Origin of the sequence: Nevskia soli DSM 19509, assembly GCF_000711955.1 — a bacterium.
GTDB lineage: Bacteria > Pseudomonadota > Gammaproteobacteria > Nevskiales > Nevskiaceae > Nevskia > Nevskia soli.
Genome location: NZ_JONR01000006.1, coordinates 79539 through 101948, shown reverse-complemented (window position 1 = coordinate 101948; position 22410 = coordinate 79539). Strand labels below are relative to the sequence as shown.

The window sequence follows — 22410 nt, the reverse complement described above, 5'->3', positions numbered from 1 at the left end:
TCGCTCCTTGAGGATTTCAGATGTTGAACGGCTTGGCGATGCCGAAGTACAGCGCCGCGCGCGGGCCCCAGGCCGGGGCGCCGACGCCGATGCCGGAGCCGTCGCGGATCTCGTTCCTGCGGTCCAGCACGTTGATCACCGCCATGCGCAGGTCGACCTTGCCCAGCGCGTCGCTGATCTGCACCGAGCGGCTCGCCGACAGGTCGAACTGCACGTTCGGCTTGAGCTTCGCGGTGTTGGCGAAGCCCGCGCGCAGGCCGTCCTCGTAGGTGCCTTCGATGCCGAAGGTGGTGCGCCACAGCACGTAGGAGGCGCCGCCGGAAATGGTCAGGGCCTGGTTGTGGTCGAGATAGATGTAGTGCTGGCTGACGTAGGCGAACTCGGCCGGGTCGGGGAAGGCGACGGACTGCGCCGAGACGTTGTTGGTCGCCTGCGCCACCGACTTGGCGAAGTTCAGGTAGGCCGACAGGTTGCCCTGATGGTAGGCGTTGGTGAATTCCAGGCCGTAGACGTGGCCTTGCGCGTAATTGAACGGCGTGAAGATCAGCGCCGTGCCGAACTGGCCTTCGTCGATCAGGTTGCGCGCATAGCGGTAGTACGCGTCCAGGCCGACGGTGTAGGACGAGGTCAGCTGGTGCAGCACGCCCAGGTCGAAGTAGTGCGAGCGTTCCGGCTGCACCGGGCTGTTGAGGACGCAGTTGTTGCCCGGGGTCGGCGTGCAGCCCGGCTGGGTCGCCGAGGCCAGGGTGGTGTTGGCGAACTTGTCGACGGTCGAGTTGGAGACGAGCTCGCTCGGCGGCGGCGTGAAGTAGCGCGAGTAGCCGGCGTGGATGGTGGTGCGCGGCGTCAGGTAGTCGATCATGCCGATGCGCGGGCTGAGCTGTTGCCCGGTGACGAAGGCGCTGACGTGGTCGTAGCGCAGGCCGTAGTTGACGATCAGGCTCTTGGTGACCTCCCACTTGTCCTGGACGTAGATGCTGGCCGTGGTGTTGCCGTTCTTCGGGTTGTTGTCGACGATGGTGGTCGGGCCGCCGAAGCAGGTCGGGTTGCCGTTCGAGTCCGTGCCGAGGGTGGTGCCGGAGACGCAGGAAGGGCCGGGCGAGGTCGCATTCAGGGTGAATACGGTTGAGCGGTTGTCGGCGCGGTCGTCCTCGGTGCTGGCCGAAAAGCCGGTGGTGATGGTGTGCGAATCGGTCAGCGGATAGCTCAGGTCGCCCTGCAGGCCCAGCACCGAGGCCTTGCGCTTGATGTCGGAGGCGGTGCCGTTGAACACCAGGTCACCCACCGGATCGGCCGAGAAGGACACCGTGCTGACGCGCTGGAACGCCGCCACCTGGTAGGTCAGGTCGTCGGCGCCGACGCCTTGCAGCGCCAGGATGCCGAACTGGTTGCGCTCGAACTGCCGTTCGTTGAGGCCGCGCGAGTCGATGTTCGCGCCGCCCACCGCTGCGGAAGTCGGGTTGGTGCCGCCATCGCAGGCGCCGTTGCCGTTGAGCTGGTTGACGAAGTCGCAGTCCACCGGCTGGTCCGGATTGTTGGGGATTTCGAAGCGCGTGGCGGAGGCGGCGTAGAGCGCGCTGATCTTGGTGTTGCTGTCGAGCAGGTAGGACAGGTAGGCGAAGCCCTTGCCCTGCCGGGTGCGGTCGTGGATGGCGTTGCTGGAATCGGTGGTGTTCTCGATGCCCAGGTTGTTGGTCAGGTACTGGCCGGTGACGTAGCCGGTGAAGTTGCCGACGGTCTTGCCCAGCTCGAAGCTCGGGTTGACCGTGTCGTGGCTGCCGCCGTACATCTCGACTTCGCCGCCGTCGTAGCGGTCCTTGGTGACGATGTCGATGACGCCGGCGGTGCGCAGGCCGTACTGCGCGGGCAGGGCGCCGGTGTTCAGGGTGATGCTCTTGGCGAAACGGGTGTCCAGCACCTGGCCGAAGCCGCTGACGCCGTCCGGCAGGATGATGCCGTTGATGCGGTACTGGATGTCGTTGTGGTCGCCGCGGATGTGCAGCTGGCCCTGGTTGTCGTTGGCCACGCCCGGCGCCTGCAGCAGCACATGGTTGAACTGGGTGTTGTCGCCTTCGGGCAGCTGCGCGATGGTCTTCGCGTCGAAGGTGTACTGGCTGCTGCCGGTGGAGGGCGACAGGCTGTTGCGCGCCCGCTCGAAGCGCCTGGCGGTGACGGTGACGGTATTCAACTCCTTGGTGCCCAGCGCCAGTTCGGCCTTGCTGGTCTGGCCGGAGCTGACCTGCACGTCGACGCTGTTGAAGTCGCTGCCCCTGGCCGCGTTCACCGTATAGGTGCCGGCGGCGATGCCGTTGATGGTGAAAATGCCGTGCGCATCGCTCTGCGCCTGCGCCACCACCTTGCCCGAGGCATTGAGCAACTGGATCTTGGCGGAACCCAGCGGCTTGCCGTCGCCGCCGACGACGATGCCCTGGATGGTGCCTTCGCTGGTGGAGGCCGCGAGCAGTTGCGCGTCGGCGGCGAAGGCGTGGGTGGGAAGGGTGCTGCTGGCGAAACCCAGAAATGCGGCAATCAGATAGCGGCGCGTGCGAAGCCGCGCAGCCGGCGCAAAGGAAAGCATGAATTGGTCATCCTCGTTGATGGAAAAACAGGCGCAACCGCTCAAGGGTGTGCGCGATACAGCGACCGCCGGATCAAACGAGGATGAGGGGAGGTCCGCGGCTGTTGGGGCGCGCGATGGTGCGCAGCGGCGCGGCTGCCACCAGCGGCAGCGCCGGCCCGATGCCGCGGGGCACGACGATGCCGGATGCGTCCACCACCAGCGGCGTGCCGCCGGCCGCATGGGCCAGGGCGCAGACTTCGCAACTGGAGTTGGTTTCCTGCTTCAGCTCATGGCTGGTGGCGTGCACCACCGCGGCCGTCTGGATGACCAGAAAGCCGAGCGCAATGAGGAAACGGGAGATTACCGGGAAACGCATGGTGCTTAAATACCACGAACGCGCCATGGCTGGAAAGCGGCGAACCCCTGAAAGTCCCCTTCAAAGTGCTTTAAAAGCACTGTTCAGTTGCCATCCGCTCCATCATCCCATGCCGGCGCCCGTGCCTGGCCGAACCCGGTGGGTGCGGCCCCGGCCTTTCGCTTTCAGCGCCCGGTCCTGGCGGCGAAGAAGCGCGCCAGGCGTTGGCGCGTGGTCTCGTTGACCTGGCAGCGGATGAACTTGCCGTCGCGCTCCACCTCGATCAGGCCGGCGTTGACCATTTCCTTGATGTGGTGCGACAAGGTGGGGGCGCCGATCTTGAGCAGGCCCATCAGGTCCTGCATGGCGCAGGTCTTGACGCTGGCGCCGCGGTTGCGCAGCAGCTCCAGGTAAGCGGCCAGGCGATTGGGATTGGACAGGGCCTTGAAGGCCAGGGCCAGGTCGGTCACGTCCGCATCGCTCTTTTTGGGGTTCACGCGCCGCCGCCTCGCATCGCCATGCCTGATAGTCTGACACAATTCGTCAGTTTGACAATCATCGAATTGATGAATAGCCTGCTGCGCACCATTTGTCCGCAAGAGCATGCCCCATGGCCGACGCCGCCGCAGTCCAAGACAACCTCCTGGCCCAGCCGCTGCGCCTGCCCAACGGCAGCGTGCTGCGCAACCGCCTCGCCAAATCGGCGATGAGCGAGGCGCTCGCTTCCTATGACAACCACGTCACGCCGCTGCTGCCGCGCCTGTACCGCCGCTGGGCCGCCTCCGGCATCGGCCTGCTCATCACCGGCAACGTCATGATCGACCGCCGCGCCCTGGGCGAGCCCGGCAACGTGGCGTTGGAGGACGAGTCGGACCTGCCGCTGCTGCGCCAGTGGGCCGAGTCCGCCACCGCGCAGGGCGCGCAGATCTGGATGCAGCTCAACCACCCGGGCAAGCAGTCGCCCAAGGGCCTCAACGCCTTCAACCTGGCGCCCTCGGCCATCCCCTTCGGCAAGGAACTGGCCGGCTTCTTCGACGCGCCGCGCGAGGCCACGCCGGCGCAGATCGAGGACATCATCGCCCGCTTCGGCCGCGCCGCCGCGCTGGCCCGCAAGGCCGGCTTCAGCGGCGTGCAGATCCACGGCGCGCACGGCTACCTGGTCAGCCAGTTCCTGTCGGCGCACCACAACCAGCGCAGCGACGAGTGGGGCGGCAGCGCGGAGAAGCGCCGTCGCTTCGTGCTGGCGGTATACGCGGAAATCCGCCGCCAGACCGGCCCGGACTTTCCCATCGGCATCAAGCTCAACTCCGCCGATTTCCAGAAGGGCGGCTTCACCGAAGAGGAGTCGATGGAAACCATCCGCGCCCTGGCGCAGGCGGGCATCGACCTGGTGGAAATCTCCGGCGGCACCTACGAGGCGCCGGCCATGACCGGCACCACGCAGACGCAGAAGGCCTCGACCGCGGCGCGTGAAGCCTACTTCCTCGGCTTCGCCGAGAAGGCCCGGGCCGCCGTCTCCACGCCGCTGATGGTCACCGGCGGCTTCCGCAGTTGCGCCGGCATGAACGCGGCGCTGCGCGGCGGCGCGCTCGACCTGGTCGGCCTCGGCCGCCTGCTGGCGCTGGACCCGGACGCCCCCGCCGCCCTGCTGCGCGGCGCGGACAGCCCCTACCAGGTGCGCACCATCACCACCGGCATCAAGGCGGTCGACCGCATGGCCCTGATGGAAGTGGCCTGGTACGCGCGGCAGCTGCACCGCATCGCCAACGGCAAGAAGCAGAATCCGAACGAAAGCGGTCTGTGGGCCCTGCTCGGCACGGTGGCGGCGAGCGGCTGGGGCACGTTCCGCACGCGGCGCCTGCGCGCGTCCTAGAGCGGGAAGGCGGCAGCTGGCGCAACGCTTTTGCGCCGCCGACAAAAAAGGCCGGGTGCGGCTCCGTGAAGAGCCGCACCCGGCCTTTTGTCGCTTCGGTTCCCGCTTACGCCGCGACCTTCTCCTGCGCCATCTCCGGCGCCGAGCTGCGGATCAGGTAGTCGAAGGCGCTGAGTGCGGCCTTGGAGCCTTCGCCCATGGCGATGACGATCTGCTTGTACGGCACCGTGGTGACGTCGCCGGCGGCGAACACGCCCGGCACCGAGGTCTGCCCGCGCGCATCCACTTCGATCTCGCCGCGCGGCGACAGCGCCACCGTGCCCTTGAGCCATTCGCTGTTCGGCAGCAGGCCGATCTGCACGAAGATGCCTTCCAGTTCCACCTTGTGGCTTTCGCCGGTGAGGCGGTTCTTGTAGACCAGCCCGTTGACCTTCTGGCCGTCGCCGGTGACCTCGGTGGTCTGCGCCGAGGTGATGACCTTCACGTTCGGCAGGCTGTACAACTTGCGCTGCAGCACCGCGTCGGCGCGCAGCTGCGCGTCGAACTCGATCAGCGTGACGTGGCTGACGATGCCGGCGAGGTCGATCGCCGCTTCCACGCCGGAGTTGCCGCCGCCGATCACCGCGGTGCGCTTGCCCTTGAACAGCGGGCCATCGCAGTGCGGGCAGTAGGCCACGCCCTTGTTGCGGTACTCGTTCTCGCCCGGCACGTTCATCTGCCTCCAGCGCGCGCCGGTGGAGAGGATCACGGTCTTGGCCTTGAGCGAGGCGCCGCCCGCGAGCTGCACCTCGATCAGATCCTTGCCCGGGATCAGCTTCTCGGCGCGCTGCAGGTTCATGATGTCCACGTCGTATTGCCTGACGTGCTCCTCCAGCGCCATCGCCATCTTCGGGCCTTCGGTTTCCTTCACCGAAATGAAGTTCTCGATGCCCATGGTATCCAGCACCTGGCCGCCGAAACGCTCGGCCGCCACGCCGGTGCGGATGCCCTTGCGCGCGGCATAGATCGCCGCCGCGGCACCGGCGGGACCGCCGCCGATGACCAGCACGTCGAAGGGCGCCTTGCCCTTGATCTTCTCGGCTTCACGCGCGGCGCTACCGGTGTCGATCTTGGCGAGGATTTCCTCGACGCCCATGCGGCCCTGGCCGAAGCTCTCGCCGTTGAGGTAGATGGTCGGCACCGACATGACCTGGCGCTCGTCGACCTCGGCCTGGAACAGCGCGCCGTCGATGGCCACATGCTTGATGTTCGGGTTCAGCACCGCCATCAGGTTCAGCGCCTGGACCACGTCCGGGCAGTTCTGGCAGGACAGCGAGAAATAGGTCTCGAAGCTGTACTCGCCCTTCAGGTTCCTGATCTGCTCGATCACGTCCTGGGCCAGCTTGGACGGATGGCCGCCGACCTGCAGCAGCGCCAGCACCAGCGAGGTGAACTCGTGGCCCATGGGGATGCCGGCGAAGCGCAGGCTGATATCCTGGCCCGGGGTGCTGAGGCTGAAGGACGGCGTGCGCACGGCCTGGCCGCGGTGCTCGGTCAGGCTGATCTTGTCGGAGAGCAGGACCAAGTCGTGCAGCAGCGCCAGCATTTCCTGCGACTTCTCGCCATCATCGACGCTGGCCTCGATCGCGATCGGGCGCGTCACGCGCTCCAGGTAGCCCTTGAGCTGCGATTTGAGTTCGGTGTCCAGCATGACGGGTGCTCCTTGTTGAATTCGGGGTGCAGCAGTACCACTCCGGCGCGGGGGCGCCGGATTGTTTCCGCAACCTGAGTCCGCGGACCGGCGCGATGCCGGTCCGCCGACCGCGGGATCAGATCTTGCCGACCAGTTCCAGCGAGGGCTTCAGGGTCTTCTCGCCTTCCTGCCACTTGGCGGGGCAGACTTCGCCCGGGTGGGAGGCGACGTACTGGGCAGCCTTGACCTTGCGCAGGAGTTCCTTGGCGTCACGGCCGATGCCGTTGTCGTGGATCTCGCAGAGCTTGATCTGGCCATCCGGGTTGATGACGAAGGTGCCGCGAAGGGCCAGGCCTTCTTCCTCGATCATCACTTCGAAGTTGCGGGTGATGGCGCCGGTGGGGTCGCCGACCAGCGGGTACTGCACCTTCTTGATGGCTTCGGAGGTGTCGTGCCAGGCCTTGTGGGCGAAATGCGTGTCGGTGGAAACACCGTAGACTTCCACGCCGAGCTTCTTGAATTCGGCGTAGGTGTCGGCGAGGTCTTCCAGCTCCGTCGGGCAGACGAAGGTGAAGTCGGCCGGATAGAACACCACCACGGACCACTTGCCCTTCAGCGAGGCGTCGGAAACCTCGACGAACTTGCCGTTGTGGAAAGCGGTGGCCTTGAAGGGTTTGACACTGGTGTTGATCAGAGACATGTGCAGAACGCTCGCTCAGTGGATTGAGCCAACATCCTAACCGCGACGCGCTGATAGGGAAAATGAATTATTTGTATCAGGGCGTTTAAGAAAGTTAATCGTGGCCGCCCTCGACCGCCGCGCGCCGAAAGCGCGCGAAAATGACACCCGACGGTGGGAAAATAGGCAGTCAGGCGGGTATTTCAAGGCTGCGCACCGCAAGGCGCCGCCGCCGTGGAACTATTTTAAAGTGGAAATTTCTACAGCTGCTCCAATGCAGTCCCGACGCAGCCATACCGTAGCGCGACTCAGAGAACACTTCTAGATGGATGACCGCAGCAACCCCGGCGCCGCTTCCGGCACCGCGCTCCCCGCATTCGAAGCCCTCCGCGGCTATCTCAATTCCCAGATCCTCGGCCAGGAAAACCTGGTCGAACGCCTGCTGGTGGCCCTGCTGGCCGACGGGCACCTGCTGGTCGAAGGCCCGCCGGGCCTGGCCAAGACCCGCGCCATCAAGGCCCTGGCCAGCGGCCTGGAGTGCGACTTCCAGCGCGTCCAGTTCACCCCGGACATGCTGCCGGCCGACCTTACCGGCTCGGACATCTACCGGCCGGAGGCGGGCGGCTTCCAGTTCCAGCGCGGCCCCCTGTTCCACAACCTGATCCTGGCCGACGAGGTCAACCGCGCCCCGGCCAAGGTGCAGTCCGCCCTGCTCGAGGCCATGGGCGAGCGGCAGATCAGCGTCGGCAGCGCCACCTACCAGCTGCCGCGCCTGTTCCTGGTGATGGCCACGCAGAATCCGCTCGAGCATGAAGGCACCTATCCCCTGCCCGAAGCGCAGCTCGACCGCTTCATGCTGCACACCCTGGTCGATTACCCGGATCGCGCCACCACCCTGCGCATCATGGAGCTGGCGCGGCGCGAGGCGCAGACCGCCGAGGAACTGCCGCCGCCGGCCAAGCCGCTGCCGCAGGCCACCGTGTTCGCCGCGCGCGGCGAGGCGCTGGGCCTGACCCTGTCCGACGCCGTGGCCGAGTACATCGCCGCCCTGGTCGAAGCCACCCGCCGCCCGGCACCTTACAGCGCCAAGCTGGCCGAGTGGCTGCGCTGGGGTGCCAGCCCGCGCGCCGCCATCTCCATCGAGCGCGGCGCGCGTGCCTTCGCCTGGCTGCACGGGCGCGACTATGTGAGTCCGGAGGACGTCCAGGCCATCGCCCCGGACGCCCTGCGCCATCGCCTGCTGCTGGACTACACCGCGCAGGCGCGCGGCATCAGCGCCCAGGCCTGCGTGGAAGAACTGCTGAGCCAAGTCCCGGCCCCATGATCCTGCCGGACCTGGCCGAGCTGGTGGCCCTGCGCGGGGCCGCCGTGGGGCTCAACCTGCGCGCGCATCGCCCGCCGCTGGCCCGCCTGCAAGGGGCGCAGCGCAGCGCGCAGCGCGGCCGCGGCCTGGAGTTCGAGGAAGTGCGCCTGTACGCGCCGGGCGACGACGCGCGCAGCATCGACTGGCGCGTCACCGCCCGCCGCGGCCGGCCGCATACCAAGATGTTCCGCGAAGACCGCGAGCGCCCGGTGTGGCTGCTGGCGGACCTGCATCCCGGCCTGTTCTTCGGCAGCAAGCGCCAGCTCAAATCGGCCTTGCTGCTGCGGGCGGCGGCGATCCTCGGCTGGACCGCGGTACTCGGCGGGGATCGTCTCGGCGCGGTGCTGGCCGGCGGCGGTCGCCCGCGCATCCTGCCGCCGCGCGCGCGCCAGGCCGGCGTGCTGCCGGTATTGCAGGCCCTGGTGGAAACGCAGCCGCGCGCGCCCGGCGCGCCGGAGCCGGCGGCGCTGGCCGGCGCCCTCACCACCCTGCGCCGCCTGGCCAAGCCGGGCAGCCTGGTCTTCATCCTCAGCGACTTCAGCGGGCTCGACGAAGCGGCGCAGTCCGGGCTCGCCGCCCTGGCGGCCAATTGTGACTGCCGCCTGCTGTGGATCGTCGATCCGCTGGAATCCGCCGGTCTGCCGGCGGGCGACTTCCGCGTCGGCCTGCCGGGCCGTCTGTGGTGGCTCAGCGGCGAGCGCAGCCGCGCGCCCTGGCGCGCCGCCTGGGCCTTGCGCGAGCAGGGCCTGCGCGATACGGCGCGCCGCCTCAACCTGCCGCTGACGCGCCTGCATACACCCAACGATGCCGCCACGGCGGTGCCGCCCCTGCTGCGGGAGCCGACATGGGCGGCGTAGACAAACAACTGCTGGCGCAGCTCGCCGCTGCGCACGCGCCGCCCGCCTTCGGCTGGTGGCCGCCGGCGCCGGGCTGGTGGCTGCTGCTGGTGCTGGGCCTTGCTCTAATCGTGGCCGTGGTGCTGTGGCTGCGCAGCCCGATGCGGCGCCTGCGCCTGCTCGCCCTGGGCGAACTGAAACAGCTGGAACGTGCCGGCGCCGACGATGCGGCATTCGCGCAAAATCTCGAACACCTGCTGCGCCGTTACGCCGTGGCCCGTTTCGGCCGCGAGCCGGTGGCGCGCTTGAGCGGCGAGCGCTGGATCGACTTCGTCGCCGCGCACGGCGGTGCCGCGCTGGCCGGCACGCCGGGGCGCGAACTGCTGCGCGCAGCCTACGGCGGCAAGAGCGGGATTGAGGTGCCACGCGAGCAATGGCTGAGCGGCGCGCGCAGTTTCCTCAAGGGCCGGGGCAAGCGACGCCCATGATCCATCTCGCCTGGCCCTGGATGCTGCTGTTCCTGCCGCTGCCCTGGCTGCTGGCGCGCCTGCTGCCGGCGGTGCGCCCGCGCGGCGCGGCCCTGTTCCTGCCCTTCGCCGCCAGCGTCGGCGACGAGGTGGTGCCGGCACTGGGCATCGGGCCGCGCGGGCGCAAGATCCTGCTGGCGCTGATCTGGCTGCTGCTGCTCGGTGCCGCGCTGCGTCCGCAGTGGCTGGGCGAGCCGCAGCCGGTGCCGACCACCGGGCGGCGCCTGCTGCTGGCGGTGGACGTATCCGGCTCGATGCAGACGCCGGACATGGCCGGCAACTACACCCGCCTGCAGGTGGTGCAGAAGGTGGCGGGCGATTTCATCCAGCGCCGCCACGGCGACCAGGTCGGCCTGATCCTGTTCGGCACGCGGCCTTATATACAGGCGCCGCTCACCGCCGACCTGGCCACGGTGCACCAGTTCCTCGACGAAGCGATGATCGGCGTGGCCGGCACGCAGACCGCGATCGGCGACGCCATCGGTCTCGCCATCAAGCGCCTGCGCGCGGGCGATGCCAGGACTGGCGACGGCGGCAGCGGTGACGACAAAGGCGACGACGCGCAGACGGCCAAGGGCGACACCGTGCTGATCCTGCTCACCGATGGCAGCAGCAACGCCGGCGCCATGCCGCCGCTGCAAGCGGCCAAGCTCGCCGCCGACGCCGGCCTGCGCATCTACACCATCGGCGTCGGCGCGGCGGTGCACGAAGGCTTCTTCGGCTTCAACAGCGGCAACGACGATCTCGACGAGGACACCCTCAAGGCCATCGCCGACACCACCGGCGGCGCCTACTTCCGCGCCACCGATGCCGGCGCGCTGCAGCAGGTCTATGCGCGCATCGACAAGCTGGAGCCCAGCGCCGGCCGCGACCAGTGGTACCGGCCGAGTACCGAATGGTATCCATGGCCGCTGGCCCTGGCCCTGCTGCTGAGCCTGCCGGCGGTGCTGCTGCGGGAGCGCGCATGGACCTGAGCGCGCTGCACGACTTCCATTTCCTGCGCCCGGCCTGGCTGCTGGCCCTGCCGCTGCTGCTGGGCCTGGCGCTGTGGCTGGCGCGTCGCCGCGGCGGCGAGGGCGGCTGGGCGCGGCTGATCGACCCGGAGCTGTTCGCCAGCCTGCGCCTGGAAGGCGCGGCCGCGGCCGGCGGCCTCTCGCCCTGGCCCTGGCTGGCCCTGGCCTGGACCGCGGCCACGCTGGCCCTGGCCGGCCCGAGCTGGCAGCACGACGTCTCCACCGGCTTCCGCGCGCCCGCCGCCTGGGTGCTGGTGCTGGACCTGTCGCCCTCGATGTCCGCCTCCGATGTGTTGCCCGACCGCGCCACCCGCGCGCGCTATGCGCTCGACGACATCCTCGGCGCGGCGCGCGACGCGCGCGTCGGCCTGGTGGCATTCAGCGGCGAGCCCTACACCGTCGCGCCGCTGACCGACGACGTCGCCACGGTGCGCGCGCTGCTGCCGCCGTTGACACCGGACATCATGCCCGCCGGCGGCGACAACATGGCGCCCGCGCTGCAACAGGCGGCGCAACTGCTCAGCCGCGCCGGCGCGCGCGAACAGCGCGTCATCGTGGTCAGCGACGGCTTCACCGATCCGGCCGCCGCCTTCTCGGCGGCGCAGCAACTGAAGGCGGGCGGCGCCACGCTCAGCGTCATCGGTGTCGGCACCAGCGGCGGCGCGCCGTTGAGCCAGGCCGGCGGCGGCTTCGCCCAGGACATGCGCGGCGGCCTGGTGATGACGCATCTCGATGAAGGCCGGCTGAAGGAGCTGGCGGCGGCCGGCGGCGGCGACTACGTCACGCTGGCCGAACTGCCCAAGCTGATCGCCAGCCTGCAAACGCACGGCGAGCGCGCCGAGGGCGCCACCGCCAGGCAGGACATCCGCATCGAGCACTGGCGCGACGGCGGCATCTGGCTGCTGCCGGTGCTGCTGTTGCTGGGCGCGTTCCTGTCGCGCCGGGGCTGGCTATGAAGCGCGCATTGATCCTGATGACGGGCCTGCTGATCGCGTCCGCCGTGCATGCCGACTTCTGGTCCGGCCTGTGGCATACGCCGGACCAGCGCGGCGAACAGCTGATGCGGCAAGGCGACGCCGCCGCGGCGGCAAAGACCTACAACGACCCGCGCCACAAGGCCTACGCCGAACTCCAGGCCGGCGACTATGACACCGCGGCCAAGGACTTCAGCGGCTTCGACGACAGCGACGCCCACTACAACCGCGGCAACGCCCTGGTCCACGCCGGCCAGTTGCAGGACGCGCTCAAGGCCTACGACACCGCGCTGGCGCGCAACCCGGACAATCGCGATGCGCGGCACAATCGCGACCTGGTCGAGCAGGCCCTGAAGCAGCAGAAATCGAAACAGCAATCGTCCTCCGGCCAGCAACAGAAGGACCAGCAGAAAGACCAGCAGAAGCAGGACCAGCAACAACAGCAGGGCAACGGCCAGCCGCAGTCCGGCAAGGACGGCGAGCAGAAGGAAGCCCAGAAGGACCAGCAAGGCCAGCCCCAGAACCAGCAGCAGAATCAGCAGAGCCAGCAAGCCGACGCGCGCAACGGCAAGCAGGACCAGCAGAACCCCTCGGCCCAACAGCCGCAAAACCAGACCGGGCAGGGCGAGCAGAAGGACCAGGACAAGGCCAGGGAAGCGGAGCAGGCGCGCCGCGACGCCGCCGACAGCCTCGCCCAGCAACCGCAGAAGCAGCCCGCCGGCCAGGCCGCGCAGGAGCAGAAAGCCGGCGACGGCGCGCGCGGCGATGAGAAGAGCAATCCCGTGGCGGCCAAACCCGCCACCGAGCAGCAGCTGGCGCAGGAGCAATGGCTGCGGCGCATCCCGGACGATCCGGGCGGCCTGTTGCGGCGCAAGTTCATGATCGAGCACATGATGAGAGAGAAGAGTCAGCAGAGGCAGAATCAGCAGCGGGACGAGCAGGGCACGCAGCCGTGAAAAAGATCCTCTTCATCGTCACCGCCCTGCTGGCCTGCGGCCTGAGCCTGCCGGCGCTGGCCGGGGCCATCAGCGCCTCGCTGGACCGCGACCAGATCGCCTCCGGCGAAACCGTGCAGCTCAGCCTGCAGCACGAAGGCCGCGGCGGCGGCGATCCGGACCTCGCGCCGCTGAACAAGGACTTCGACGTGCTGGAGCGCAACAGCAGCTCCAGCTTCCAGCTGGTCAACGGCGACCTGTCGTCGCAGCGCGTGCTGAGCCTCACCCTTGCGCCGAAGCACGCCGGCAAGTTGCAGATTCCCCCGCTGAGCTGGGACGGCCAGCAGACCGCCGCGCTCACGCTCACCGTTTCCGACCAGCCGTCCGAGGATCAGGCCGGCACGGTCGGCGCCAGCGCGCCGCACGTCTTCCTCACCACCACGCTCGACCAGAACAAGCCCTACGTGCAGGCCGCCGTGGTGCTGACGGTGCGGCTGCACACCGACAAGCGCTTCTACCAGGCCAGCCTCGATCTGACCGGCAGCAACGACGTGTCGGTGCAGCAGATGCCGGGCCAGGACCGCCGGACCACCGAGACGCGCAATGGCCACTCCTATGACGTGATCGAACGCCAGTACCTGCTGCTGCCGCAGCGCAGCGGGAGCCTCACCCTCGACGGCCCGGTACTCGACGCCCAGGTCTTCGACGCGAGCAATGGCGGCCCCTTCGGCGCCATGATGCAGACCACCCGTCCGCTGCGCCTGCACGGCGAAGCCATCAAGCTCGAAGTGCGTCCGCGTCCCGCCGCCGCCAGCGGGCACGACTGGCTGCCCGCCCGGCAGGTCACCCTGGAAGAAGCCTGGCGCCCGGACGGCGCCGCGGTGCACGTCGGCGAGCCGATCACCCTGCACCTGCGCCTGCGCGCCCGCGGCCTCACCGCCGCGCAACTGCCGGACCTCGGCGCCAGCCTGTCCCTGCCGGAAGGCATCAAGGCCTATCCCGACCAGCCCAAGCTCGACGACACCTTGCAGGACAGCGACGTTGTCGGCACCCGCGAGCAGGACATCGCCCTCATCGCCAGCCGCCCGGGCCGCTACCAGCTTCCCGCCTTGCGCCTGTCCTGGTGGGACACCGCGCAGGACACGCAGCGCGAAGCCGTGATGCCGGAGCGCACCCTGGAGATCCTGCCCGCAGCCGGTGGCGAGCCTGCGCCCGCCGCGCCCGCATCCGCCGCGCCGCCGCCCGGTGCCGCCGCCGCACCCGGGCCTGCGCCGAGCGTGGATCTGCCCCCGTCTCCGCCGCTTGCGGCAAAGCCCGCGCTGCAATCCTGGTGGCCCTGGCTCAGCCTTGTGCTCTGCCTGCTCTGGATCGGCACGCTTGCCGCGTGGTGGTTCCAGCTCCGCAATGCGCAGCGCAATCCGGTGCCGGTCGGAAATTCGGTACCTGAAAGTACGAATCTGAATGCCGGCCCCGCCCGCAAGGCGTTCCAGCAGGCTTGCGCCGCCGATGATGCGCAGGCCGCGCGTAAGCACCTGCTGGATTGGGTACGCGCCACCTGGCCCGATGAGCGCATGACCGGCCTCAATGCCCTGGCCCAGCGCCTGGGCGATCCCGCCCTCGGCGGATTGCTGCGCGAGCTGGACCGCGCCTGCTACGCCGCCGGCGCCTGGCGCGGCGCGGAACTGGCCGCGGCCCTCACCTCCTTGCCCAAGGCTTCGGCTCGGGGCACGACGACGCGCAAGCTGGCCGACCTCTATCCCTGATTGCGGTGTTCGGCAAAAGCCGAAAATATTTCAATGAAGTTCAAATCAAAACGTCACCCCGGCGAAAGCCGGGGTCCAGCGCTTCAATGACTCCGGCTTAGCCGGAATGACGCTTCTTGATAGGTTCGGATTTCAACTAACCCGGCGGCGCCTTCGCCGCGCCACGCACCACCCGCATCAATCCCCGGTGCACCGCCGGCGCCAGGTCCACCGTCACCGCCCCCGCCAGGATCAGCAGGCAGCCGATGGTCGCCACCGTGCTCAGCCGCTCATGCAGCACCAGCGCCCCGGCAATCGCCGCGAACACGCTCTCCAGCGACAGGATCAGCGCCGCCTCCGCCGCGGGCGCATGCCGCTGCGCCACGATCTGCAAGGTGTAGGCGATGCCGCCCGAGGCGATGCCCGCATAGGCGATCGCCGGCAACCCCGACTGGAAATCCGCCCACACCGCATGCTCGGTGCAGAAGCTGAAGATCCCCGCGCCGACCGCGGTCACCGCGTACTGGATGAAGCACAGCAGGAACGGCCGGTTCAACTGCCCGAGGAATTTCGCGATCAGCGTGATGTGCAGCGCCCACAGCAGGTCCGCGGCCAGCAGCACCAGGTCGCCGGTGGACCAGCCCTGGCCGTGCCCATGGTCCGCCAATAGCCAGGCCCCGAGCACCGCGATGGCGCAGGCCAGCAACACCATCGGCCGCGGCCGGGTGCCCGCAATCGCCCACACCACGAAGGGCACGAAGGCCACATACACCGCCGTGAGGAAGCCGCCATTGGTCGCCGTGGTGCTGGTCAGCGCCCACTGCTGCATCGTCGCCCCGGTGCACAGGCAGGCGCCGATCAGCACACCCAGCCCCAGGTCGCGCCCCCGCACCGGCGGCGCCGCCGGCCTGCGGCCCTCGAACAGCGCCAGCGGCGCCAGCAGCAGCGCCGACAACAGGAAGCGCGAAGCCACGAACAACACCGGCCACGCCGCGGCGTGCAGATCCTTCTGCGCGACAAAGGCCGTGCCCCAGATGAAGGCGCACAGCAGGAGCAGCAGGTCGGCTTTGAAGCGGCTCATCAATGTCCTTGACTCGGGTTCGATGCCAAAGCAACGGCGTCATACCGGCGCAAGCCGGTATCCAGGGGTTCGGAGAGACGCCATTTTCGCAGGAATCATCTGAACGGGCGCGGCGGATTTCGCCCTCAAGAGGCGGCCTGTGGCTCGTCGGAGTTATCCGCCACCCTGTTGCAAGTCCACATTTGCACGCCCGGCGGATTTCAGCATTGAACTGAGTTCCTCAAGCACTGCGTCCGCGCTTACATATTCACCGGAACCACGTGCCTCTTGTGCCGAGGCCAGGCCTTTTTCCACGAATGCCCTTTCCACCCGTCGCCGCAGGATGTTGGCCTTCACCGATTGCTCGACGAAGCTGGACAAGGTTTCGCCCTCGCGCAGGACGCTTTCAGCTGCTTCCCATACCTCGGGCGCTATACGCAAAGATGGAATCGTCGCGGACTTCACTTGAGGGCGCTCCGTACGTCGTATTTGCATTGCAGGATCATGGGGCGCGGAAATAAGCGCAAGAGGCTGGTTGAGGTTTGATGCCCCGCCGACCGCACTATTCCTCCCAATGAAATAGTCCCTTCCTGACAAACCATCTTCTGCCTGGGCGCCGTGGCCAATAACCTGCTCCTGCGTGAACGGGAGTCCTTCCCGGCCACCTCACCCCAGGAGAATGACCATGAAGCTCTACTTCCATCCGCTGTCCGGACACTCCCACCGCGTCCGCCTGTTCCTCTCCCTGCTCGGCATCGAGCACGAGCAGATCGTGGTCGATCTGACCAAGCGCGAGCAGAAGACGCCCGAGTTTCTCAAGCTCAACCCCTTCGGCCAGGTGCCGGTGATCGACGACCAGGGCACGGTCGTCGTCGATTCCAACGCCATCCTCGTCTACCTGGCGAAGAAGTACGACAAGACCGGCTGGCTGCCGGAAGAGCCCGCCGCGGCCGCCGCCGTGCAGAAATGGCTCTCCGTCGCGGCGGGCGACGTGGCCTACGGCCCGGCCGCCGCGCGCCTCATCACCGTATTCGGCGCCGCCTTCAATGCCGACGAAGTGATCGCCCGCGCCCACGTCCTGCTCAAGCGCATCGAAGCCGCGTTGACGGACCGCGAATGGCTCGCCGCTCCGCGCCCCACGCTCGCCGACCTGGCCCTCTACAGCTACATCGCCCGCGCCCCGGAGGGCAATGTGGACCTCTCGGCCTATCCCAACGTCACGGCCTGGCTGGCCCGCATCGAAGCGCTGCCCGGCTTCGTCCCGTTCCAGCAGACCGCCGTCGGCCTGTCCGCCAAGCGCTGATCCGGCACACGCGGGGCGGTAGATGCCGCCCCGCAAGCCCGTCGCGGAGACTCCCATGCCCCCACCAGCCAACTGGCTAGACGCATCGCCCTGGCACGCCGGCGAGATCGCCATGCAGCGCACCGTGGGCGCCGCCGAGCGCATGGCCGATGTCGGCCGCCGCGTCATCCGCAACCACCTGATCGACCAACACCGCCAGTTCTACCCATTGCTGCCCTTCGTGGCCCTCGGAGCGGTGGATGCGCAGGGCGATGCCTGGGCCACCCTGCGTGCCGGCGCGCCCGGCTTCCTCCACTCGCCGGACCCGCAGGTGCTGCACGCCGCCCTGGCGCGTGATGAAGCCGATCCCGCGGACAGCGGCATGGAAGACGGCAAGGCCATCGCCCTGCTCGGCATCGAGCTGCAAACCCGCCGCCGCAATCGTCTCAACGGCACCATCCGCCGCGGCGCCGCTGAAGGCTTCGACATCCAGGTCCAGCAGAGCTACGGCAACTGCCCGCAATACATCCAGCTGCGCGACTACCGCTTCGCCCGCGAGCCCGCCGCGCCTGCAAGCACGCCGCCGGAGGAACTGCAAAGCCTGGACGAGCGCGCCCGCGCCCTCATCACCGGCGCCGACACCTTCTTCGTCGCCACCTACGTCGATGCCGAAAACGGCACGCGCCAAGTGGATGTCTCCCACCGCGGCGGCAAGGCCGGCTTCGTGCGCCTGGGCGAGGACGGCGTGCTCACCATTCCGGACTTCGCCGGCAACCTGTTCTTCAACACCCTCGGCAACCTCCTGCTCAATCCCCGCGCCGGCCTGGTCTTCGTCGACTTCGCCAGCGGCGACCTGCTGCAACTCTCCGGCACCGCCGAAGTGCTGACCGACTCGCCGGAGATCGCCGCCTTCCAGGGCGCCGAGCGCCTGTGGCGCTTCACCCCCCGCCGCATCGTCTATCGCGCGGACGCCCTGCCGCTGCGCTGGGCCTTCGAGCAGGCCGGCTGGTCGCCCAACTCCCTCATGACCGGCGACTGGAGCCAGGCCGCCGAGCGCCTCAAGGCCGCCCAACTCGCCAGCGCCTGGCGTCCCTTCCGCATCGCGCAGATCGTGGACGAGAGCGCCGGCATCCGCTCCTTCCAGCTGGAACCCGCCGACGGCGCCGGCCTCATCCCCCATGCCGCCGGTCAGCACCTGCCGATCCGCCTCACGCTCCCCGGTGCCGCGGCGCCGGTACTGCGCACCTACACCCTCTCCACCGCCCCTTCGGACGGTATCTACCGCATCAGCGTCAAACGCGAGGGCAGGGCGTCGAAGCACCTGCACAGCCTGCATGCCGGTGACCTGATCGAAGCCCGCGCCCCCGCCGGCGCCTTCACCATCGACGCCGCCGAGCGCCGCCCCGCCGTGCTGCTCGCCGCCGGCATCGGCATCACCCCCATCCTCTCCATGCTGCGCCACCTCGTCTACGAAGGCCTGCGCACCCGCCGCGTCCGGCCCACCTGGGTGTTCTACGCCGCGCGCACCGCCGCCGAGCGCGCCTTCGAGCGCGAGCTTTCCGTCCTGGTTGATCGCGCCGCCGGCGCCATCACCCTGGTCCGCGTGCTGAGCCAGACCGATGGCGCCACCCAGGGCCGCGACTACGAAGCCGCCGGCCGCATCGACATGGCGCTGCTGAAAAAGACCCTGCCGTTCGACGACTACGACTTCTACCTCTGCGGCCCGCCGTCCTTCATGCAGGGCAGCTACGAAGGCCTGCGCGGACTCCATATCGCCGACACCCGCATCCACGCCGAAGCCTTCGGCCCCGCCGGCATCCAGCGCACCGCCGATGCCGGCGCCCCCGCCGTGGACCTCGGCACCCCGGCGCAGCAGCCGGTGCCGGTGGCCTTCCTCAAGTCCGCCAAGGAAGCCCGCTGGACACCCGGCGGCGGCTCCCTGCTCGAGCTGGCCGAAGCCCGCGGCCTCGCGCCGGAGTTCAGTTGCCGCGGCGGCAGCTGCGGCAGTTGCCGTACGCGCCTGCTCGCCGGCACCGTCGCCTATACCAAGGCCCCCACGGCCGAGATCGGCCCGGGCGAAGTGCTCATCTGCTGCGCCGTGCCGGCTGCCAGCCCGGACGGCCGCAACAGCGTCCAGCTCGACCTGTGAAAGCCGCCACGGCGGAGAGGGCCGCATCACCGTCCGCTAGAATGGACACCACGGCAATGCCCCTGCGCCGGATCGCGAACGCACCACGGGAAGCGCAGATGGATCACCTGCAGGCGATGAAGGTCTTTCTCAAGGTGGTGGAAACCGGCGGCTTCAGCGAAGCCTCGCGCCAGCTCCACATGAGCCCGCCCGCCGTCACGCGCGCCGTCGCCGCGCTCGAAGAAGCCATCGGCGCCCGCCTGCTGATCCGCACCACCCGCACCACCAAGGTCACCGATGCCGGCGCCCGCTACGCCGAAGACTGCCGCCGCATCCTCAACGACATCGCCGAGTCCGAAGCCGCCGCCGCCGGCTCCCACGCCAAGCCCACCGGCACCCTGATCGTCACCGCCTCGGTCCAGTTCGGCAAGCTGCATGTGCTGCCGATCATCACCGAGTTTCTGACGCAGCATCCCACCATGACCGGCCGCGCCCTGTTCCTGGACCGCATCGTCAACATCGTCGAAGAAGGCGTGGACGTGGCCATCCGCATCGGCCACCTGCCGGACTCCGAATACCGCGCCATCCCCGTCGGCTCCGTCCGCCGCGTCGTCTGCGGCTCACCCGCCTACTTCGAAAAGCACGGCACCCCCAAGGTCCCCGCCGACCTCGCCAACCACACCATCGTCGCCTCCACCGCCGCCTGGGCCTCGCTCGAATGGCGCTTCGGCCGCCAGCGCGAGATCGGCATCCACGTCCACCCCCGGCTGTTTTGCAGCACCAACGAAGCCGCCATCCGCGCCGCCACGGACGGCTGGGGCATCACCCGCGTCCTGTCTTACCAGATCGGCTCGGAACTGGTCGAAGGGCGCTTGCAGACCATCCTCTCCGGGTTCGAGGAAGAACCGCTGCCGGTCCACGTGGTGTATCCGGAAGGTCGGCGCGCTTCGGCGAAGGTGCGGGCGTTTGTCGAGTTTGCGGTGGAGAAGTTGCGGGCGAATCGGATGATTAACTAGGCGTTTTCTGGCGATCCTGTTTCGCGGGATATACGCGCCCAGTCTCTTCAGCTAAATCGCAAGCTCAGTGATCGCATTCCCGCCCTTTTCGAGAGTTGGACTAAGCCTTAGATGTTTTGCACATCTCCAAGTGGTTGATTGGCTGAACATTTAAAGAAGTTAGCAGTTGGTTAGCCTTCCGTGGGTGACTAAAAGGCGTATCGCAGAGTAATTTAGGTTGGCCTCCCGAGTCGGGCTTTAGCCGATGATGTTTTAAGGCAAGTTCAGGTCGCATCATAGATGTACCTGTGCGCCCAAACTAAAGTCAAAAGGACAACGGGATGAACATGGCTAGGACTAGGTTTCTAAAGGACTTCCCTGAGGCCCTCGAAAGCGGAAACGCAGCCTTATTCGTTGGAGCTGGCGTCTCGATGGGGGCCGGATATCCATCTTGGTCAAATCTACTACATGAAATTGGGGAGGAACTGGGTGTAAGTTCAAGCGATATCCATGATTTAGCGGCGTTGGCCCAATGGAGTATCCAAGAAACGGGGAGCGCGACACGGGTGCGAAGCGTCATCCGCGAAAAACTTGGACCGCTTTATCCAGTACCTGATTCGTTGGCCGTGATAGCTCGACTGCCTGTTCGTCACATCTGGACAACGAACTATGACCGCCTTATCGAGCGTGCATTTGAAGCTATTGGCCGGCCGTTAGATTTGCTGTCATCGCCGAAGGATCTTTCCCTCAAAGCCACCCCAGGGGCAACGCGTCTATACAAAATGCACGGCTCCGTCGATCGCCTCGATGATGTTGTTATCTCTACAGACGACTATGAACTGTATAGATCAAAACGTGGTGCATATCTGCCATTACTTCAAGCTCAGCTGACCAGCATGTCAATGCTGTTTGTTGGCCTCAGCCTCACCGACCCAAATATTAGGCACGTACTTTCACTAATACGAGAGAGCTTTACTGAGGCACCCCCTGAACACTTTGCAATCGTCAGGCCGCCACACAAGGATGATTTCAGATCGGATACCGAATACAAGGCACGGGCCGCTCAGCATTCGTTGTGGGCCAAGGATCTGAGGCGTTACGGCCTCATTGCCGTTGATATCGATGAATATTCAGAGGTTCAGGGTCTTCTCCATCAAATTGAGCGACGTGTTGCCAGAAAACGCGTCTGGGTGAGCGGTAGTTGGCCTATCGAGCCAAGTAGGGGAATGGCAAAGGCGTACAAAGTCGCGGAGGAAATTGGCCGTGCTATAGGCGAATCTGGAAAATCTCTAGTGAGTGGCGGTGGACTGGTTGTCGGTTCAGCAGCGCTTGCCGGATTTCTCGACTCTTTACGTGGAGGCGGCGGTTGGGATATTGATCGAAGATTGATTGTTCGGCCATTTCCCCAGGCGCTTCTTGAGCACGCGAATCATGATCGTCAATGGGCAGATCTGCGGCAAGAGCTTGCAAGAATTTCTGGCGTTGTGGTTTTTGTAGGAGGAGCTAAGGAGATCAATCCATCGATCGTGATTGCAGACGGGGTTATAGAAGAGGCTCGAATAGCGCAAGCATCTGGCGCATTCCTTTTGCCAATAGGGGCAAGTGGAGGTGCAGCCCAAAAGATAACTGAAGATCTCTTTGGGTCGACACTACCGGCGCATGGAAATAATGCCGCTAGACCCACTGACGACGAATTGCGCGCGCTTTCCAATCCGGATGCAGATGTTGATTCATTGGTGTCAGTGGCCATGGCGATCTTGAAGCGGATCGACAAGGCCGCTCAATAGAGATCAAGACAGTGGTTCAATACGTAACAAAATCTGAATTGCGCAATATTGCGGCCCAGTCGACCATTATCGAGCAGGCGCAAATTCGAAAGTCATTAACTTTAGATAGTACTACGACATCAACTTTCCTTTCGCACTCCAGTAAAGATGACGATTTAGTCGTCGGAGCTATAAAGGTTCTGAGAAATCATGGAGCGAATGTTTACATCGATGAAGTTGATCCATCTATGCCGCCCTACACGACAGAAGAGACGGCGGAGCTATTGAAAAGTCGTATTCAGCATTCGAAACGTTTTGTGCTGCTGGCGAGTGCCAATAGTAAGGAAAGTCGTTGGGTTCCGTGGGAGCTTGGGATTGCAGATGGATACAAGGGCACGCGAGGCATCGCGCTATTTCCTGCCGTCGACAGTCAATCCGAAGATTGGGCGTCTTGGGAGTATTTAGGACTCTATCGAAAAATTGTATGGGGAGAAATACGGGGCCGCCAGGGCTCTTTATGGATGGTGTTAGATACAAAGCGCAATACTGGGACGCCTCTGCGAGATTGGCTTACGGGTTGATCTGCGCCAGTACATCGGGTCTGAAAGCAAAGCCCAAACACTCAGTCCGCGAAGTTGTTCGTTTTTCTG

20 protein-coding genes are annotated in these 22410 nt (G+C 66.8%); 13 read left to right on the top strand and 7 right to left on the bottom strand.

Translation table 11 applies throughout. From position 1 onward, the window contains the following. Positions 1-16 precede the first annotated feature (16 nt). The 3 genes from BP26_RS0102490 to BP26_RS0102480 all read right to left on the bottom strand — a co-directional run bounded on the left by BP26_RS0102490 (position 17) and on the right by BP26_RS0102480 (position 3412). Complete coding sequence (locus BP26_RS0102490; RefSeq protein ID WP_084182759.1) at positions 17-2578, bottom strand: TonB-dependent receptor; 2562 nt, start codon at positions 2576-2578, stop codon at positions 17-19. A 73-nt stretch (positions 2579-2651) separates the two neighbouring features. Continuing rightward, the gene (locus BP26_RS30040) at positions 2652-2936 is read right to left on the bottom strand and encodes a hypothetical protein (protein WP_029918998.1); all 285 of its coding nucleotides are present in this window, start codon (positions 2934-2936) and stop codon (positions 2652-2654) included. A 164-nt stretch (positions 2937-3100) separates the two neighbouring features. Beyond that, positions 3101-3412, bottom strand: a complete 312-nt coding sequence (locus BP26_RS0102480) for an ArsR/SmtB family transcription factor (RefSeq protein WP_029918997.1) — start codon at positions 3410-3412, stop codon at positions 3101-3103. A gap of 113 nt (positions 3413-3525) precedes the next feature. Between BP26_RS0102480 and BP26_RS0102475 the strand changes: the two genes are divergently transcribed. Continuing rightward, the gene (locus BP26_RS0102475; RefSeq protein ID WP_029918996.1) at positions 3526-4788 is read left to right on the top strand and encodes an NADH:flavin oxidoreductase/NADH oxidase family protein; all 1263 of its coding nucleotides are present in this window, start codon (positions 3526-3528) and stop codon (positions 4786-4788) included. Positions 4789-4894: 106 nt separating this feature from the next. Here BP26_RS0102475 and ahpF read toward each other — a convergent pair whose 3' ends face one another. After that, positions 4895-6478: an alkyl hydroperoxide reductase subunit F gene (gene ahpF, locus BP26_RS0102470; protein ID WP_029918995.1), complete on the bottom strand. Its 1584-nt coding sequence runs from the start codon at positions 6476-6478 to the stop codon at positions 4895-4897. A gap of 118 nt (positions 6479-6596) precedes the next feature. Beyond that, positions 6597-7160, bottom strand: a complete 564-nt coding sequence (ahpC, locus tag BP26_RS0102465; RefSeq protein WP_029918994.1) for an alkyl hydroperoxide reductase subunit C — start codon at positions 7158-7160, stop codon at positions 6597-6599. Positions 7161-7464: 304 nt separating this feature from the next. On the opposite strand from ahpC, the gene BP26_RS0102460 reads away from it, so the two are divergent. From BP26_RS0102460 to BP26_RS0102430, 7 genes are read left to right on the top strand one after another with little or no spacing between them, the layout of a single operon-like run. Next, complete coding sequence (locus BP26_RS0102460) at positions 7465-8463, top strand: AAA family ATPase (protein ID WP_029918993.1); 999 nt, start codon at positions 7465-7467, stop codon at positions 8461-8463. Further along, a complete protein-coding gene (locus BP26_RS0102455; protein WP_029918992.1) occupies positions 8460-9359 on the top strand; it encodes a DUF58 domain-containing protein in 900 nt (299 codons plus the stop codon). The genes BP26_RS0102460 and BP26_RS0102455 overlap by 4 nt, the downstream gene beginning before the upstream one ends. Next, positions 9347-9826 (top strand): DUF4381 domain-containing protein, encoded by a 480-nt coding sequence (locus BP26_RS0102450; RefSeq protein ID WP_029918991.1) that lies wholly within the window; start codon positions 9347-9349, stop codon positions 9824-9826. The genes BP26_RS0102455 and BP26_RS0102450 overlap by 13 nt, the downstream gene beginning before the upstream one ends. Next, positions 9823-10839, top strand: a complete 1017-nt coding sequence (locus BP26_RS0102445) for a VWA domain-containing protein (protein WP_029918990.1) — start codon at positions 9823-9825, stop codon at positions 10837-10839. Before BP26_RS0102450 ends, BP26_RS0102445 begins: the two co-directional genes overlap by 4 nt. Then, complete coding sequence (locus tag BP26_RS0102440; protein ID WP_029918989.1) at positions 10830-11834, top strand: vWA domain-containing protein; 1005 nt, start codon at positions 10830-10832, stop codon at positions 11832-11834. The genes BP26_RS0102445 and BP26_RS0102440 overlap by 10 nt, the downstream gene beginning before the upstream one ends. Beyond that, positions 11831-12808: a tetratricopeptide repeat protein gene (locus BP26_RS30270; RefSeq protein ID WP_157572321.1), complete on the top strand. Its 978-nt coding sequence runs from the start codon at positions 11831-11833 to the stop codon at positions 12806-12808. Before BP26_RS0102440 ends, BP26_RS30270 begins: the two co-directional genes overlap by 4 nt. Then, positions 12805-14550, top strand: coding sequence for a BatD family protein (locus BP26_RS0102430; RefSeq protein ID WP_051748152.1), 1746 nt, complete (start codon positions 12805-12807; stop codon positions 14548-14550). Before BP26_RS30270 ends, BP26_RS0102430 begins: the two co-directional genes overlap by 4 nt. A 136-nt stretch (positions 14551-14686) precedes the next feature. On the opposite strand, the gene BP26_RS0102425 is transcribed toward BP26_RS0102430, so the two are convergent. Both BP26_RS0102425 and BP26_RS28245 read right to left on the bottom strand, forming a co-directional pair. Next, positions 14687-15610, bottom strand: coding sequence for a DMT family transporter (locus tag BP26_RS0102425; protein WP_036515957.1), 924 nt, complete (start codon positions 15608-15610; stop codon positions 14687-14689). Positions 15611-15763: 153 nt separating this feature from the next. Further along, on the bottom strand, positions 15764-16054 hold the full coding sequence (locus tag BP26_RS28245; protein WP_084182758.1) for a YlcI/YnfO family protein: 291 nt from the start codon (positions 16052-16054) through the stop codon (positions 15764-15766). Positions 16055-16274: 220 nt separating this feature from the next. Between BP26_RS28245 and BP26_RS0102420 the strand changes: the two genes are divergently transcribed. From BP26_RS0102420 to BP26_RS28235, 5 genes are all read left to right on the top strand, one after another. Continuing rightward, on the top strand, positions 16275-16892 hold the full coding sequence (locus BP26_RS0102420; protein ID WP_029918985.1) for a glutathione S-transferase family protein: 618 nt from the start codon (positions 16275-16277) through the stop codon (positions 16890-16892). Between the two features lie 55 nt (positions 16893-16947). Further along, on the top strand, positions 16948-19020 hold the full coding sequence (locus BP26_RS30820; RefSeq protein WP_029918984.1) for a pyridoxamine 5'-phosphate oxidase family protein: 2073 nt from the start codon (positions 16948-16950) through the stop codon (positions 19018-19020). 98 nt (positions 19021-19118) lie between these two features. After that, a complete protein-coding gene (locus tag BP26_RS0102410; protein ID WP_029918983.1) occupies positions 19119-20015 on the top strand; it encodes a LysR family transcriptional regulator in 897 nt (298 codons plus the stop codon). Positions 20016-20335: 320 nt separating this feature from the next. Continuing rightward, a complete protein-coding gene (locus tag BP26_RS28240; protein WP_084182731.1) occupies positions 20336-21781 on the top strand; it encodes an SIR2 family protein in 1446 nt (481 codons plus the stop codon). Positions 21782-21792: 11 nt separating this feature from the next. Next, positions 21793-22341, top strand: coding sequence for a toll/interleukin-1 receptor domain-containing protein (locus tag BP26_RS28235; RefSeq protein ID WP_084182730.1), 549 nt, complete (start codon positions 21793-21795; stop codon positions 22339-22341). Positions 22342-22410 lie beyond the last annotated feature (69 nt).

Excerpts from the sequence above, each read along its gene's own strand:
- BP26_RS30820 (WP_029918984.1), top strand. The coding sequence starts at position 16,948 with ATGCCCCCACCAGCCAACTGGCTAGACGCATCGCCCTGGCACGCCGGC.
- BP26_RS30270 (WP_157572321.1), top strand. The coding sequence starts at position 11,831 with ATGAAGCGCGCATTGATCCTGATGACGGGCCTGCTGATCGCGTCCGCC.
- BP26_RS0102440 (WP_029918989.1), top strand. The coding sequence starts at position 10,830 with ATGGACCTGAGCGCGCTGCACGACTTCCATTTCCTGCGCCCGGCCTGG.
- BP26_RS0102450 (WP_029918991.1), top strand. The coding sequence starts at position 9,347 with ATGGGCGGCGTAGACAAACAACTGCTGGCGCAGCTCGCCGCTGCGCAC.
- ahpC (WP_029918994.1), bottom strand. The coding sequence starts at position 7,160 with ATGTCTCTGATCAACACCAGTGTCAAACCCTTCAAGGCCACCGCTTTC.
- BP26_RS0102420 (WP_029918985.1), top strand. The coding sequence starts at position 16,275 with ATGAAGCTCTACTTCCATCCGCTGTCCGGACACTCCCACCGCGTCCGC.
- BP26_RS0102475 (WP_029918996.1), top strand. The coding sequence starts at position 3,526 with ATGGCCGACGCCGCCGCAGTCCAAGACAACCTCCTGGCCCAGCCGCTG.
- BP26_RS0102425 (WP_036515957.1), bottom strand. The coding sequence starts at position 15,610 with ATGAGCCGCTTCAAAGCCGACCTGCTGCTCCTGCTGTGCGCCTTCATC.
- BP26_RS30040 (WP_029918998.1), bottom strand. The coding sequence starts at position 2,936 with ATGCGTTTCCCGGTAATCTCCCGTTTCCTCATTGCGCTCGGCTTTCTG.
- BP26_RS0102460 (WP_029918993.1), top strand. The coding sequence starts at position 7,465 with ATGGATGACCGCAGCAACCCCGGCGCCGCTTCCGGCACCGCGCTCCCC.
- BP26_RS28240 (WP_084182731.1), top strand. The coding sequence starts at position 20,336 with ATGAACATGGCTAGGACTAGGTTTCTAAAGGACTTCCCTGAGGCCCTC.
- BP26_RS0102455 (WP_029918992.1), top strand. The coding sequence starts at position 8,460 with ATGATCCTGCCGGACCTGGCCGAGCTGGTGGCCCTGCGCGGGGCCGCC.
- BP26_RS0102410 (WP_029918983.1), top strand. The coding sequence starts at position 19,119 with ATGGATCACCTGCAGGCGATGAAGGTCTTTCTCAAGGTGGTGGAAACC.
- ahpF (WP_029918995.1), bottom strand. The coding sequence starts at position 6,478 with ATGCTGGACACCGAACTCAAATCGCAGCTCAAGGGCTACCTGGAGCGC.
- BP26_RS0102445 (WP_029918990.1), top strand. The coding sequence starts at position 9,823 with ATGATCCATCTCGCCTGGCCCTGGATGCTGCTGTTCCTGCCGCTGCCC.
- BP26_RS0102490 (WP_084182759.1), bottom strand. The coding sequence starts at position 2,578 with ATGCTTTCCTTTGCGCCGGCTGCGCGGCTTCGCACGCGCCGCTATCTG.